The 13,368-nt window shown below is 61.7% G+C and carries 13 protein-coding genes; 10 read left to right on the top strand and 3 right to left on the bottom strand.

The window, feature by feature from the left end; all coding sequences use genetic code 11:
- Positions 1-144 precede the first annotated feature (144 nt).
- The 4 genes from HJC00_RS10380 to HJC00_RS32420 all read left to right on the top strand — a co-directional run bounded on the left by HJC00_RS10380 (position 145) and on the right by HJC00_RS32420 (position 2,663).
- On the top strand, positions 145-684 hold the full coding sequence (locus HJC00_RS10380) for a BA14K family protein (protein WP_210630710.1): 540 nt from the start codon (positions 145-147) through the stop codon (positions 682-684).
- Positions 685-862: 178 nt separating this feature from the next.
- Positions 863-2,128, top strand: a complete 1,266-nt coding sequence (locus tag HJC00_RS10375) for an NAD(P)/FAD-dependent oxidoreductase (RefSeq protein WP_210631593.1) — start codon at positions 863-865, stop codon at positions 2,126-2,128.
- Positions 2,056-2,487, top strand: coding sequence for a LysE family transporter (locus HJC00_RS32995; protein ID WP_311044170.1), 432 nt, complete (start codon positions 2,056-2,058; stop codon positions 2,485-2,487). Before HJC00_RS10375 ends, HJC00_RS32995 begins: the two co-directional genes overlap by 73 nt.
- A complete protein-coding gene (locus HJC00_RS32420) occupies positions 2,370-2,663 on the top strand; it encodes a LysE family translocator (protein WP_282615061.1) in 294 nt (97 codons plus the stop codon). The genes HJC00_RS32995 and HJC00_RS32420 overlap by 118 nt, the downstream gene beginning before the upstream one ends.
- Positions 2,664-2,775: 112 nt before the next feature.
- On the opposite strand, the gene HJC00_RS10365 is transcribed toward HJC00_RS32420, so the two are convergent.
- Positions 2,776-3,822 (bottom strand): NAD(P)-dependent alcohol dehydrogenase, encoded by a 1,047-nt coding sequence (locus HJC00_RS10365; protein ID WP_221145476.1) that lies wholly within the window; start codon positions 3,820-3,822, stop codon positions 2,776-2,778.
- Between the two features lie 202 nt (positions 3,823-4,024).
- Here HJC00_RS10365 and HJC00_RS10360 point away from each other — a divergent pair, with 202 nt between their 5' ends.
- The 3 genes from HJC00_RS10360 (at position 4,025) to HJC00_RS10350 (ending at position 7,774) form a co-directional block, all read left to right on the top strand.
- Entirely contained in the window at positions 4,025-4,933 is a 909-nt protein-coding gene (locus HJC00_RS10360) for an AraC family transcriptional regulator (RefSeq protein WP_210630714.1), read from the top strand.
- A 100-nt stretch (positions 4,934-5,033) separates the two neighbouring features.
- The gene (locus tag HJC00_RS10355) at positions 5,034-6,092 is read left to right on the top strand and encodes a glycosyltransferase family 2 protein (protein WP_210630715.1); all 1,059 of its coding nucleotides are present in this window, start codon (positions 5,034-5,036) and stop codon (positions 6,090-6,092) included.
- Positions 6,092-7,774 (top strand): hypothetical protein, encoded by a 1,683-nt coding sequence (locus HJC00_RS10350; RefSeq protein ID WP_221163989.1) that lies wholly within the window; start codon positions 6,092-6,094, stop codon positions 7,772-7,774. The genes HJC00_RS10355 and HJC00_RS10350 overlap by 1 nt, the downstream gene beginning before the upstream one ends.
- Before the next feature lie 31 nt (positions 7,775-7,805).
- Here the strand turns inward: HJC00_RS10350 and HJC00_RS10345 are convergent, their stop codons facing one another.
- Together HJC00_RS10345 and ugpC are read right to left on the bottom strand one after the other, a co-directional pair.
- Positions 7,806-8,810 carry a sugar-binding transcriptional regulator gene (locus HJC00_RS10345; RefSeq protein WP_210630719.1) on the bottom strand — a complete coding sequence of 335 codons (1,005 nt, stop codon included), beginning with the start codon at positions 8,808-8,810 and terminating at the stop codon, positions 7,806-7,808.
- A 91-nt stretch (positions 8,811-8,901) separates the two neighbouring features.
- Positions 8,902-9,936, bottom strand: coding sequence for a sn-glycerol-3-phosphate ABC transporter ATP-binding protein UgpC (gene ugpC, locus HJC00_RS10340; protein WP_210630721.1), 1,035 nt, complete (start codon positions 9,934-9,936; stop codon positions 8,902-8,904).
- Positions 9,937-10,086: 150 nt separating this feature from the next.
- Here ugpC and HJC00_RS10335 point away from each other — a divergent pair, with 150 nt between their 5' ends.
- From HJC00_RS10335 to HJC00_RS10325, 3 genes are read left to right on the top strand one after another with little or no spacing between them, the layout of a single operon-like run.
- A complete protein-coding gene (locus HJC00_RS10335; RefSeq protein WP_210630722.1) occupies positions 10,087-11,445 on the top strand; it encodes an extracellular solute-binding protein in 1,359 nt (452 codons plus the stop codon).
- 13 nt (positions 11,446-11,458) lie between these two features.
- Complete coding sequence (locus tag HJC00_RS10330; protein ID WP_221164031.1) at positions 11,459-12,424, top strand: ABC transporter permease subunit; 966 nt, start codon at positions 11,459-11,461, stop codon at positions 12,422-12,424.
- Between the two features lie 2 nt (positions 12,425-12,426).
- The gene (locus HJC00_RS10325; RefSeq protein WP_210630724.1) at positions 12,427-13,347 is read left to right on the top strand and encodes an ABC transporter permease subunit; all 921 of its coding nucleotides are present in this window, start codon (positions 12,427-12,429) and stop codon (positions 13,345-13,347) included.
- Positions 13,348-13,368: the final 21 nt, after the last annotated feature.

The following is a 13,368-nucleotide window of genomic DNA, read 5'->3' as shown; positions in this document are numbered from 1 at the left end:
AATGCAGGAGGAGCCGATAATCCTCAGTGCCATCGGCAGCGATTAATTTGTCTCGATACGGAACGTTTTTCGTTATATTATGTTCACCTTTGGTTCAGGAGGAGGGGAGGATATTCCTCCTCTTGGAGGAAGAGGAGAACAGTCATGAGAAAGCTGGCAATCGTCACGTTGGCCTTGATCGTGGGTGCCCCCGGCGTCACGCCGGCTCAGGCGTTTCCGGCTATCAACCCACCCAGGATCGAAGCACAGCAGCAAATCGAGCAAGTGCAGTGGCGTGGCCACGGCGGTCATTGGGGTGGCGGTTATCATGGAGGCGGGTATCACGGCCATCATCACCACAATGGATCGGGCTGGGGCTGGGCCTTGGGCGGTCTAGCCGTTGGCACCATCATTGGCGGCGCGTTGGCGCAGCCCTATTACGGCTCGTACTACGGTTCACCCTACGGCTATTACGGTTCGCCTTACCGCTATTATGGCTCGCCCTACGGCTACTACCGCCGGCCTTTCGGGTATTACGGCGGCTATTATGGCCGGCCCTATCGGGCCTATGCGTCGTCTGCCTACTATGGAGGGGGCGGCAGCCACGAGAGCTGGTGCTATGCCCGGTATCGTTCGTACAGAGCGTATGACAATACCTTCCAGCCCTATTCTGGCCCCCGTCGTCAGTGCATCGGTCCCTATTGATCGGCACTGACGCCATCTGCGTTATGATCTGGTTTCAGGCCGCCCAACTTCTTCGGATCCGTCGGGCGGCCTTTTCGGCTGCGATCGGCGCAGGGGAGACATGCCGAAACGGCGGTTGGCAAGCTTTGCGCCGAGGCCCACATTGGCTTTCAGCGAAATGGCGCAAAAGGGGCAGGTCATGGGCGATCATCACGTCGTCGTTGTCGGCGGCGGATTCGGCGGGCTGCAGCTCGTCAACGGGTTGAGAGACGCAGGCGTGAAGATCACGCTCGTCGACCGGCGCAACCACCATCTCTTCCAGCCGCTGCTCTATCAGGTGGCGACGACCATTCTATCCACCTCGGAAATCGCCTGGCCGATTCGCCGCCTCTATGCCGATCGGCCCGACGTGACGGTGCTGCTCGGCGAAGTCACCGATGTCGACAGTGGCGCAAAGACGGTCTCGTTACGCAGCGGCATGACTCTGGGTTACGACACGCTGGTGCTGGCGACCGGGGCGACACATGCCTATTTCGGCCATGACGAATGGGAGCCGGTGGCGCCCGGCCTCAAGACGCTGGAGGACGCGACGACGATCCGCCGGCGGGTGCTGCTCGCCTTCGAGAAGGCGGAGATGGAGGCCGATCCGGCGATACGCGATGCGCTGCTGACCTTCACCATCGTCGGCGCCGGGCCAACCGGGGTCGAGCTTGCCGGCATTATCGCCGAGCTCGCGCATTTCACGCTGCCGGACGAATTCCGCAACATCGATACGCGCAAGACCCGCGTCGTGCTGGTCGAGGCCGGCCCGCGGGTGCTGCCGACCTTCGCCCAGGAGCTTTCGGCTTATGCACAAAAGGCGCTGGAGAAACTCGGGGTCGAGGTCCTCCTCGGCAAGCCGGTGACGGAGTGCGGCGCCGACGGCGTGCAGATCGGGGAGACCTTCATCCCTAGCCGGACGATCGTCTGGGCCGCCGGCGTTACGGCTTCGCCGGCCGCCCGGTGGCTTGACGTGCCGGCCGACCGGGCGGGGCGTGTGGTTGTCGAAAAGGATCTGAGCGCGCCCGGCCTGCCCGATGTCTTCGTCATCGGCGACACGGCCTCCGTGATGCGCGAGGACGGCAAACCGGTGCCGGGTATCGCACCCGCCGCCAAGCAGCAGGGCGCTTATGTCGCCAAGGTCATCCGCGCGCGTCTTTCGGGCAAGCCGGCACCGGCGCCCTTCAAATACTGGCACCAGGGCAGTCTGGCGACGATCGGCAAGAGTGCCGCGATCATCGATTTCGGCCGGATCAAGCTCAAAGGCTGGATTGCCTGGTGGATCTGGGGCCTTGCCCATATCTACTTCCTGATCGGCACCCGCTCGCGCTTCTCCGTCGCCTGGAGCTGGCTGTGGATTTATCTGAGCGGCCAGCACAGCGCCCGGCTGATCACTCAGCGGGAGACGATGCGGGAGGAGGGGTAGGCTGCTTCTTGGGGCAAGTCACAACCGTCCTTGCCGGGGCCATCCAGGTCTCGTTGCTGATCCTGGGCGTTGCCTCGCTGCTTCAAGCCTCGCCGCTTGCTTTCGACATTCTGCGCTGGGCGGGAGCCGCCTATTTGGCCTGGCTGGGCGCCAACCTTATTGCGGAGCAGGCCGACACGGCGCCGGCGCAAGGGCGGCGGCGCGGTCCGTCTCGACTGCGGCAGCGCTTCGCGAGGGTACGATCAACAATCTCACCAATCCGAAGGCGCTCGTCTTTCTCTTTGCCTTCCTTCCGCAATTCGTCAATCCTGAGAGTTCCTGGCCGGTGGCGGTTCAGCTTCTTGTTTTCGGGGCGGTGACGAAACTTTCAAATTTCGTCATCCTCAGTTCCGTCGCATTCGGCGCGAGCACGCTCGGCGGCTGGCTCTCGCGCCGTCCGATGCCGATCGTATGGCAGGAGAGGTTCGCCGGTATCATGATGGTCCTCCTCGGCCTCCGGCTCGCCTTTTCAGGGGATGCCCGAGTTGCCCGATAGCCGTCATCTTCAGCAGACACGAAGACCGCCGCCGAAGTCGAGCTTTCCGACTTCGGCGGCTGCCGGCATGTCACATTGGCGCGGCTGTCGGAGCAGCCGCCTCCCCCTATCTTCAGGCCGCCAGCGAGGCGATGTCGATGACGAAGCGGTAGCGGACGTCGCTCTTCAGGACGCGTTCATAGGCTTCGTTGACCTGGTCGATGTCGATCTTCTCGATCTCGGAGACGATGTTGTGCTTGCCGCAGAAATCCAGCATTTCCTGGGTCTCCTTGATCGAGCCGATCATCGAGCCGGAGATACTCTTGCGGCCGGGGATAATCGAGAAGGCATGCACCGGGATCGGATTCTCCGGCGCCCCGACGACCACGAAGGAGCCGTCCACCTTGAGAAGGCCGAGATAGGCGTTCCAGTCGATCTCGGCGCTGACGGTGCAGATGATCAGATCGAACGTGCCGGCAAGCTTCTTGAAGGTTTCCGGGTCGTTGGTGGCGTAATATTCCTTGGCGCCGAGCTTCAGCCCGTCTTCCTTCTTGGAAAGGCTCTGGGAGAGAACGGTGATATCGGCGCCCATGGCCGAACCCAGTTTTACGCCCATATGGCCGAGGCCGCCCATGCCGACGATCGCGACCTTCTTGCCGGGGCCGGCATTCCAGTGGCGCAGCGGCGAATAGAGGGTGATGCCGGCGCAGAGCAGCGGCGCGGAGGCGTCGAGCGGCAGGTTGTCGGGGATGGACATGACATAGCCCTCCTTGACGACGATCGAGTCGGAGTAACCGCCTTGGGTGCGCGTCTTGCCGTCGGCTTCGAAGTCATTGTAGGTGCCGCTGAGACCCGGCATGTACTGTTCGCGATCGAGGTCGCGCTCGGCGCAGCCGATGCAGGAATCGACGAAGCAGCCGACGCCGACGCGGTCGCCGACCTTGAACTTGGTGACAGCGGAGCCGACGGCCGTGACGATGCCGGCGATCTCATGGCCGGGCACGATCGGATAGACGGCGTTCTTCCATTCGTTGCGGACGGTGTGGATGTCTGAATGACAGATACCGGCAAACTTGATGTCGATGACGACATCATCTGGTCTGGGGTCGCGGCGCTCGAAGGTGAAAGGAGTCAGCGGCTTGGAAGCGTCGGTGGCGGCGTAGCCTCTTGCAATCGGCATGGGAACCTTCCTTTTCGTTTTGGGAGGGGTTGAATGGGATGGCGGACTATTGCCCGGAACGACGGGAGAGGGTTAGAGCGATCCTCTCAGCTTTTTGCACGATCCTGCAAAAGTGAGGCGCCTATCTGTTTGCGAAACGGCCGTGGCACTCTAGATAGAGACGGTATCGCCGGCTCAGACAGTTGACAGAAAGAGTTGCCGCATGACTTTGCCCTTCAGCCCCTATCAGGAAATCGTCGACATCGCGATGCGCTTTGCGCCCAGCGACGGCGAGTTCTCGACTGCCATCGGCAATCTTCATGTCAGTCGCCGGTCCAAGCCGAGCGATCCCTTGCACAGCAGTTATCGGCCCTGTTTCGCCTTCGTGCTGCAGGGCGCCAAGAGCCTGCAGCTTGGGACGGAGCAGATCAGCTACGGGACCGGCGATTATCTCCTGACCTCGCTCGACCTGCCGGTCGCTTGGCGGGTCACGGAGGCGAGCCCCGAGGTGCCGCATCTCTGTCTTGGGCTGGCAATCGATTCCGAGAAGCTGCTGGAGTTGCTCAGCCGCATCGACGTTCCGCGCCCGGCCGCCCATACCGATGGGCAGCGCGGGATGGTGGTGAACGTCGCGCCGCCGGAGCTGATGGATGCCGCCGTCCGCCTGCTGCGCTTGCTCGATCGTCCAGGTGACATTCCGGCCATGGCGCCGCTGATCGAGCAGGAAATCCTTTACCGGGTGCTGACCGGGCCGCACGGCGCGCGGCTGATCAACATCGCCACGGCAGACAGCCACAGCAACCGGATTGCGCGCGCCGTTGCCTGGCTGAAAGAGAATTTCGCGCGGCCGCTGCGCATCGAAGACCTTGCCGAGCGCGTCAATATGAGCGTGTCGTCCTTCCATCACCATTTCAAGTCGGTGACGGCGATGACGCCCGTCCAGTATCAGAAGCAGCTTCGTCTGCACGAGGCGCGCCGGCTGATGCTCGTCGAGCGGCTCGACGCGGGCACGGCTGGCCACCGCGTCGGTTATCAGAGCCCGTCGCAATTCAGCCGCGAATATAGCCGCCTCTATGGCGCGTCGCCGGCCCGCGATGTCGACGGCGTGCGCGAGATCATCGCGGCGGAATAGCGCTGAGGGGCGTCGGCGCGGCTGCCGGCCAGCCATTAAAGGATGTTTGACCTTTCCCGGCTAGGCTGGCGCCATCAAACAAGCAGGCACCGCCGTCCGCATGACGCAAGCACCGTTACTTTCCATCGTCGCGCCTTGTCATAACGAGGAAGACGGCCTGCGCGAATTCTGCCGCCGCGCCGCCGCCGCTGCGCAGAGCGTCGCCGGCGACGCCTTCGAGCTCATTTTGGTCGATGACGGCTCGTCGGACGGCACCTGGGAGATCATTTCGGATCTGGCGGCAAAAGTGCCGCAGGTGCTCGGCGTCCGTCTCCTGCGCAATCACGGCCATCAGCTGGCATCGACGGCCGGCCTTTCGGCGTCGCGGGGCGAGCGCGTGCTTTTGATCGACGCCGATCTTCAGGACCCGCCCGAACTGCTGTTGATGATGATGCCGATCATGGAGCGCGGCGCCGATGTCGTTTACGGCCAGCGCACGCGTCGCGAGGGCGAAACCTGGTTCAAGCTCGCCTCCGCGTCGCTCTTCTATCGCACGCTCTCGAGACTCGCTTCCGTGACCATTCCGCGTGACACCGGCGATTTCCGGCTGATGCGCCGGCGCGTCGTCGATATCCTGCTGGCGATGCCGGAGCGCGATCGTTTCATCCGCGGCATGGTCAGCTGGATCGGCGGCCGGCAGGTGGCTCTGCCTTACGAGCGGGACGCCCGTTTTGCCGGCACTACGAAATATCCACTGCGCAAGATGATCAATTTCGCGCTCGATGCGATCACCAGCTTTTCAACGACGCCGCTGCGCATCGCCACATGGCTCGGCATGATCAGCGCCGGTGTGGCGGTGGCGCTGCTCGTCTATACCCTTGTTCGCTGGCTGCAGGGCGAGACCGTCACCGGCTGGTCGTCGATCATGGCCGCCGTCAGCGTATTCAGCGCCATCCAGCTGATCTGCATCGGCATCATCGGCGAGTATCTTGGTCGTCTCGTCCAGGAGAGCAAGCGGCGGCCGATGTTCATCGTCGAGACGATCCTGCGGGGCAGCTACCATGCCGAACTGCCGACGGCTTTTTCGGAAATGAGCGCCGGCGACCGGCGCGCGGCGCTGGATTCGGCCTTCGCGCCGACAGAGCCGCCGCGGCCGCAAAGGAGCAACCGGACCAAATAATGAATCGAATTGCTGCGCCTATTCATGCCGCGGCCGGGCCGGAGGATTTGATCGCCCGGCAAGACTCCACCATAGCGATCGCCGTGTTCGTCACGCTTGCGGCTGCATTGGTCGGCCTGTTTCACTTCCCGCCGGTTCTCGACTACGCCAATCACTACGCCCGGATCTGGCTGCTTTCGGGCGGCATCGGCGAACAGCCGTTCCCTGAGATCTATGCGATCGATTGGAACCGCACCTTCACCAATGTCGGAATCGATCTTGTCGCCGTCTGGCTGGGGCCGCTCGTCGGCGCCGACAGGCTGGCGCGGGCATTGCTTTTTCTGGCGATCGTGTTGCCGCCGCTTGGTGCGATCGGGCTGCACCGCGCGCTGTTCGGCGGCCGGCACTACTGGCAGATCGCCATGCTCTCGTTTAGCTGGTGCGCCACGATGATCGGCGGCTTCATCAATTTTCAGATCGGCCTCGGCATGGCCTTGTTCTTCTCGTGCATCGATCTGCGGCTGCAGGGCGGAAATCCGGTCTGGATTTTTGCCTGGCGCCTCGCCGCCGCATTGCTGCTGACAGTGATGCACATCTTCTCGCTCGGGTTCTATATCGCCATCGTCTGCGGCCTCGAATTTTCCTGGCGCATCGACATATTGCGATCGAGGGTGGGGTTGGCAAGGCTTGCCGGCCGCTTGGCGCTCGTGGTCAGTGTCTGCGCCCTACCGCCGCTCGCTTTGTACCTCCGTACTGCTGCTTTACCGGATGCCGGCGGGAGCGGCCTTGGACTTGCCTGGAACGATGGCGTCATCCTGATCCTGATAAACATTGTCTCCGCCATCACGACTTATCTTCCGTTGGTTGACGTCGTGCTGCTTCTGCCACTGATCCTCATCTGCACGCGGGCCGCACGGACGGGCGACATTCAGGTGCATGCAGGGCTCGCGGTCACCGCCTGCGGATTGTTGCTTCTTTCCTGTATTTCGCCGCGACACGCTCTCGGCACCGGCTGGATCAGCTGGCGCTTTCCGATCATGACAGCACTCGTGGCCATGGCGATGGTGTGCCCGTTTGCCAATTTGACGCGCCGGCAGGCGCTGTCGCTGGCGCTGATCATCAACCTTGCGGTCTTCGGCCGAGCCGCCTGGATCGGCTGGAATTGGTGGCTGGCGCAGAAAGATGTCGCGGCTGTCGAGACTGCGCTGAGAAAGATGCCTGCCGGCGCGGCCGTGCTGCCCCTGGGGCATGAACCGGAGACCGCCAGCAGCCTTGCCCATTCCAATCGGCACTTCGCCTGGGGATTGGATACCTTCCGGCATCTGCCGACGCTCGCCGTGCCGTTCTCGCATGCTTTCGTGCCGACGCTCTTCACGGCAAAAGGCAAGCAGCCGCTTTCCGTCCTGCCGCCATGGTCTCATATCGCGGTTCCCGAGGGCAATCTGGTGTCGATCGGCGTACTTTCATGCCCGGCAATGATGCGGGAGTATGAGGGCTTTACGCCCTATCTTTCGGATTGGCGCAGGCGTTTCGATTTCATCCTCGTCGCCAATGCCGATATCCCTGACCGCTACGTCGGCAACTCAATGCCGGCGGGGCTGACGCTTATCGAGGATGCCGGTTTCGCCAAGCTTTATGCGATCGACAAGGTAACGCCGGCGGAGCCTCTCTCGCTCCCGGCCGGTTGCGCCAGGGCGTCTTAGACTTAGCTGCCGATGCCGTGCATGTCCGGCTCTACGAACTGCCGCTCGTCCTGAGCTCGCCAGCAAGCTGTTGTGCCTGTCGTGCAGTGTCTTCATCGCAAATCAACACGTTGCCGAGGCCGGACAGCAGCACGGCTGCGATAGCCTGCGCCTTGTTCCAGCCGCCTGACGCGAAGACGACATTGGGAATGGAGCGCAGAGCTTCCAACTCGGGAGCGATCGCGCACCTGTTTATCGCATGGTCGATCGGCCGCCCGATCTTATCGACGAACTGGCCGAGCACGTCACCACAGGCACCGGCTGCGAGCAATTCCTCAATGTTGATGTTGCGCGGCAAGCCGTAGCGCATCAGCAGCGAACGCTCGGTCATGTCGCCGATGCTGAGCACGATGACGTCATTGGTCTCGATCTGTCGAAAGGCCGATTCAAAAACATCCTGTTGGATGATTGCCGTCCGCGATTCCGGGCTGCCGGCGTAGATCGGCGCAGCAAGATAGGAGCATTCGGCATTGAGCTGGCGAGCAAGGTCGCTCGCAATGTCAAAGGTATTGATTTCGATGCCGTGCGTCAGCCCGCCCATGACCGAATTGACGCAGATATCAGGCCGTTTGAGGGAGGGCATATGACGCACCATCTCGCGGAGCGTCGCTCCCCACCCGACGCCAACGCCGCGGATATTGCCGCCGTTCAGCAACTGGACGAGATAATCGGCGGCCGCCTGGCCGAGCAGGACGGGGATCAGTTCCGCATCCTCCGGCGTCGGTACGATAATTGCCCGATTGAGGTTGAATTCTGCCGCCAGCTGCTGCTCCAGGGCGATACAGGAGGTCAGCCGGGAATTGAGGGTGATCGTCACAAGGCCGGATCGGCGCGCCTCGGCGATGATCTTGTTGACGCGAAGCCTGTTGGTCGAAAGCGCTTCGGCGATTTCACCCTGGGTGCGTCCCTCCATGTAATAGAGCCAGACGACGCGCACCTGCATCTGCTCGTCCGGCAGCGCAACGGGCGCGGAAGAAGCACTTCTGTTCTGTGACATGCAATAATCTGCGCCTCCGTTCGACGCCATGGATCTCAAATCCCCGGCGCTTGTCAATCGCAGGGGCCCGTCGTCGGCCGCTTCACCGCGGTCAGTCGGTTCGCCGGCCGGTCGACTTGCTGAAGGGATGCAAACCTTCCATGCGTACATGGCACGAAATGCGGTCGTGTTCCTGCAGACGCCGATCGCTAGGCACGCTCGCGACGATGTGCTTCCGGCTGTCGTCGATGCGCAGATGCACGTTGTTCTCATCGCCAACGGTTTCGATCAATTCGACATAGGCGTCGAACCGGAGATCATGCGCCGATCCGACCCCGAGGTTGATCGAACCAGGTCTGACGCCGACGAGATCGGTGTCTTTCGGAAGCGCGATGTCGCTGAGGCCGAGTTCATCCAGTTCGATCAGATTCATCGGCGGCGAACCGATGAAGCCGGCAACGAAGACGGTTTCGGGACGGCGATACACCTCGATCGGTGTCCCGATCTGCTCGATTCGGCCGCCGTTCATGACGACGAGCCTGTCGGCGAGGGTCATCGCCTCGAGTTGGTCGTGCGTCACATAGAGGCTGGTCGTCTCGAGCTGCCGCTGCAACCTGCGGATTTCGACGCGCATTTGCACGCGAAGCTTCGCATCCAGATTGGACAACGGTTCGTCAAAGAGGAAGGCGGCTGGATCGCGGACGATGGCGCGGCCCATGGCAACGCGTTGGCGCTGTCCGCCTGAGAGCTGACGAGGGCGGCGCTCGAGGAATTCGCCGATTTCCAGAATGTCGGCGGCGTCAGCGATCCGCCGGTCGATCTCGTGGCGAGGAACGCGGCGGTTCTTGAGTCCATATTCGAGATTCTGCCGAACGGTCATATGAGGATAGAGCGCGTAGTTCTGGAAGACCATCGCAATGTTGCGGTCGGCCGGATCGACACGGCCAACGTCGTTGCCTGATATCCTGAGGTGCCCGGAGCTTATGGCTTCGAGCCCCGCGATCATCCGCAGCAAGGTCGATTTCCCACATCCTGATGGCCCGACCAATACGATCATTTCGCCGTCCGCGACGGTCAGATTGATCCCTTTTACCGCGGGAACCGGTCCGTAATTCTTCCTCAGGTCGATCAGTTCGATAGCGGCCATGGCATCCTTCCTCCTGGATCGTCATACATTTGTAACATGCTATTGACATTTGTAACAAGTGACCCCAACCTTGTTTTATCGCCACTCTGGGAGGGGTTGACCGACGCTCGACGCCCGGTCGGCGAACAAGGCAATGGAGAGGAAAACCAAATGACGGCAATGTCTTCGATAAGGTCCCGCATGGGGCTGACGATCCGGTCATTCGCGGCGGGCGCTGCACTGATGACGCTCGGATTGGCAAATGCGGGCGACGCCAGCGCAGCCGATCGCGTCAAGATCGAATGGTGGAATGCGGCAGGCGGCCGCCTGGCTGAAATCACCAATCAGTTGATTAAGGACTTCAACGCCTCGCAGGACAAATACGAGGTCGTCGGCATCGGCAAAGGCAATTATGAAGAGACCATGGCGGCAATGGTGGCAGCCTACCGCGTCCATCAGCAACCGGTGCTGATCCAGGCGGCCGAGCGCGGCTTTCTGACCATGTACAATTCCGGCGCGATCATTCCGGTGCCGGAGCTGATGGAGAAGGAAGACTACAAGATCGACTGGAACGATTTCGTCGCTCCGGTCGCCGGTTTTTATCTCGTCGACGGCAAGCCGGCGGCAATGCCCTTCAACAGCTCGACGCCGATCTTCTGGTACAATGCCGATCACTTCAAGGCAGCCGGGTTCGACAAGCCGGGCGAGACCTGGCAGGAGCTCGACAAGCAGCTGCGCGCCATCAAGGACAAAGGCGTTTCAAAATGCCAGATGGCGCTTGCGAACGACTTCTACTGGAGCCTGATCGAGAACTATGCCGCGATCCAGGATCAGCCTTACGGCACCAAGGCGAATGGTTTCGGCGGCCTCGACACCGAATTCATCTTCAACAAGAGCCCCTTGCTGGTGGGTCAGGTGACGCGCCTCAAGACGTGGATGGACGCCGGCATCCTGCAGATCGCGGGGCAGGGCCTCTCGCCAGACCAACTGTTCACCTCTGGAACCTGCTCGACCTATGTGGCCTCCACCGCGGCGCATGCCGCCGTCGAGAGCGGCGCGAAATTCAATTGGAGCGCAACGTTCCTGCCGCATGAGGAAGGCGTCGAGCCGAAAAACAGCACCATTGGCGGCGGTGCGCTCTGGGTTCTCAAAGGCAAGACCGAGGAAGAATACGCCGGCGCGGCCGCCTTCCTGAATTTCGTCGCCTCGCCGAAGACGCAGGTCTGGTGGAGCAAGCAGACAGGCTACGTCCCGGTTACGAATGCCGCCTATGAGCAGGCCAAGTCCGAGGGCTACTTCAAGGACCACCCGACCCGCGAGATCGCCATTCTCCAGCTCACGCGCGGCACCCCGACCGATAATTCGCGCGGCTTCCGCTTCGGCAATCATAATCAGGCGATGGCGCTTCTGGTGGAAGAGATCCAGGGTGTGTGGACCGGCCAGAAGACACCACAGCAGGCGCTGGATGCCGCGGCGGCCCGCGGAAACCAGATCCTCCGCCAGTATGAGCAGCTTCATGCAGCAAAGTAGAACCCTGGGAAAGATGGAAGGCGCCGCCCGGCGCCTTCGTATCCCCGATCTTCTGTCGACGGGCCGCTCGGTTGCGCAGCCGTCGGAGGCCGGGTTGAAGTCCGCCCACTTCAGCAAGCCGTGGCTCGCCTTCGGCCTGGTTGCGCCGCAACTGGTGATCCTGCTGTTCTTCTTTTTCATCCCATCCTACAAGGCGCTGTCGCTGGCTTTCGTTCAGGTCGATCCCTTCGGCGGCACGCAGATTTTCGTCGGGCTGGAAAATTTCCACAATCTGTTCACAAGCCCGGAATATCGCGCCAGCGCGCTGTTCACGCTCTGGTTCACCGTCGCACAGAACGCCGCAACGCTTCTGCTTGCCGGGCTCTTTGCCTTCGCGACCGATTTCGTGATCAGAGGTAGGGGGATCTACAAGAGCATCATCCTACTTCCCTATGCGATCGCGCCTGTCATATCGGGCGTGATCTGGGCCTTCCTGTTCAATCCGGCGGTGGGGCCGATCGCGCAGCTTCTGCACGGGTTCGGCTTCGAATGGGATCCGAACCGGCGGCCTTTCGATGCGCAGCTTCTGGTGACCATCGCTTCCGTCTGGAAGAATGTCTGCTACGACTACATCTTTCTCGTCGCCGCATTGCTCGCCGTGCCGGTCTCGATTCTGGAAGCGGCAAAGCTCGACGGCGCAAGACCCGTCCGGCGCTTTTTCACGATTTCGCTTCCGCTGATCTCGCCGACGATCTTCTTCCTCGTGGTGATGAACTTCGTCTACGGCTTGTTTGAAACCTTCGGCATCATCGATGCCGTCACGCGCGGCGGCCCAGCGGGGGCGACGAACAGCCTGGTCTACAAGGTCTATCAGGACGGCTTCGTGCAACTGGATCTCGGCGCGTCGGCCGCCCAGTCGGTGCTTTTGATGCTGATCGCCGTCCTGTTCACCATCGTTCAATTCCGCGCCCTCGAGCGCAAGGTCAATTACCAGGTGTAGTCATGCCCGAACGTCATCTCGGTCTGTCGATCTTCTGCCACGCGATCTTGCTCGTCGGCGCGGTTTTCGTCTGCCTGCCTCTTTATTTTGCCTTCGTCGCCGGGTCGCTCACCTTGCAGGAGGTTCAGCAGGCGCCGTTCCCGGTGGTGCCGGGCAGGCATTTCTTTGAAAACCTGGCAGCGGCCTGGCAACAGGGCGAATTCTCCCAGCTGTTCCTGAATTCGATCATCGTCACCGCCGGCATCGTCATCGGCAAGCTGGCGATCTCGCTGATCGCCGCATTCGGCGTGACCTATTTCCGCTTCCCATTTCGCATGACGGCCTTCTGGCTCATCTTCGTGTCGCTGATGCTTCCGGTCGAGGTCCGCATCATTCCGACCTACGAGGCGGTCGCCGATGCCGCCGGCCCGATCCGCTGGCTGGTCGGGACCGTCGGGCTTTCCGGCGTCGTGGAACGGCTGACAGGATACAGCATCGAAGCCTCGTTGAAATGGAACATGGTCAACAGCTATGCCGGCCTGATCCTGCCGCTGATTGCCTCCGCCTCCGCAACATTCCTGTTCCGACAGTTCTTCCTGACAGTTCCGGATGAACTTTGCGAGGCGGCCAAGCTCGACGGCGCCGGTCCGCTGAAATTTTTCAAGGATATCCTTCTTCCGCTGTCGAGCGCCAACATCGCGGCCTTGTCGATCATCCTGTTCCTCTATGGCTGGAACCAGTATTTGTGGCCGCTGCTCTTCACCACGGACAAAGAGATGGGAACAGCGGTGCTCGGGCTGAAGCAACTCGTTCCGGTCTCCGACTCCGCACCCGCCTGGAACATTGCGATGAGTGCTGCGCTGCTCGTCATGCTTCCGCCGGCAGCCGTCATTCTCTTCATGCAACGCTGGTTCACCAAGGGGCTGGTGGACTCCGGGAAGTAAACGCCGAATCTCAAGGATATT

The organism is Rhizobium sp. NLR22b, assembly GCF_019685295.1.
Taxonomy (GTDB): Bacteria; Pseudomonadota; Alphaproteobacteria; order Rhizobiales; family Rhizobiaceae; genus Rhizobium.
This window is presented reverse-complemented; position numbering and strand designations above follow the sequence as displayed.

Coding starts and splice junctions, on each gene's coding strand:
- ugpC (WP_210630721.1), bottom strand. CDS start 9,936: ATGGCCGCTATCGAACTGATCGACCTGAGGAAGAATTACGGACCGGTT.
- HJC00_RS10360 (WP_210630714.1), top strand. CDS start 4,025: ATGACTTTGCCCTTCAGCCCCTATCAGGAAATCGTCGACATCGCGATG.
- HJC00_RS10380 (WP_210630710.1), top strand. CDS start 145: ATGAGAAAGCTGGCAATCGTCACGTTGGCCTTGATCGTGGGTGCCCCC.
- HJC00_RS10350 (WP_221163989.1), top strand. CDS start 6,092: ATGAATCGAATTGCTGCGCCTATTCATGCCGCGGCCGGGCCGGAGGAT.
- HJC00_RS10345 (WP_210630719.1), bottom strand. CDS start 8,810: ATGTCACAGAACAGAAGTGCTTCTTCCGCGCCCGTTGCGCTGCCGGAC.
- HJC00_RS10375 (WP_210631593.1), top strand. CDS start 863: ATGGGCGATCATCACGTCGTCGTTGTCGGCGGCGGATTCGGCGGGCTG.
- HJC00_RS10330 (WP_221164031.1), top strand. CDS start 11,459: ATGGAAGGCGCCGCCCGGCGCCTTCGTATCCCCGATCTTCTGTCGACG.
- HJC00_RS10365 (WP_221145476.1), bottom strand. CDS start 3,822: ATGCCGATTGCAAGAGGCTACGCCGCCACCGACGCTTCCAAGCCGCTG.
- HJC00_RS10355 (WP_210630715.1), top strand. CDS start 5,034: ATGACGCAAGCACCGTTACTTTCCATCGTCGCGCCTTGTCATAACGAG.
- HJC00_RS10325 (WP_210630724.1), top strand. CDS start 12,427: ATGCCCGAACGTCATCTCGGTCTGTCGATCTTCTGCCACGCGATCTTG.
- HJC00_RS10335 (WP_210630722.1), top strand. CDS start 10,087: ATGACGGCAATGTCTTCGATAAGGTCCCGCATGGGGCTGACGATCCGG.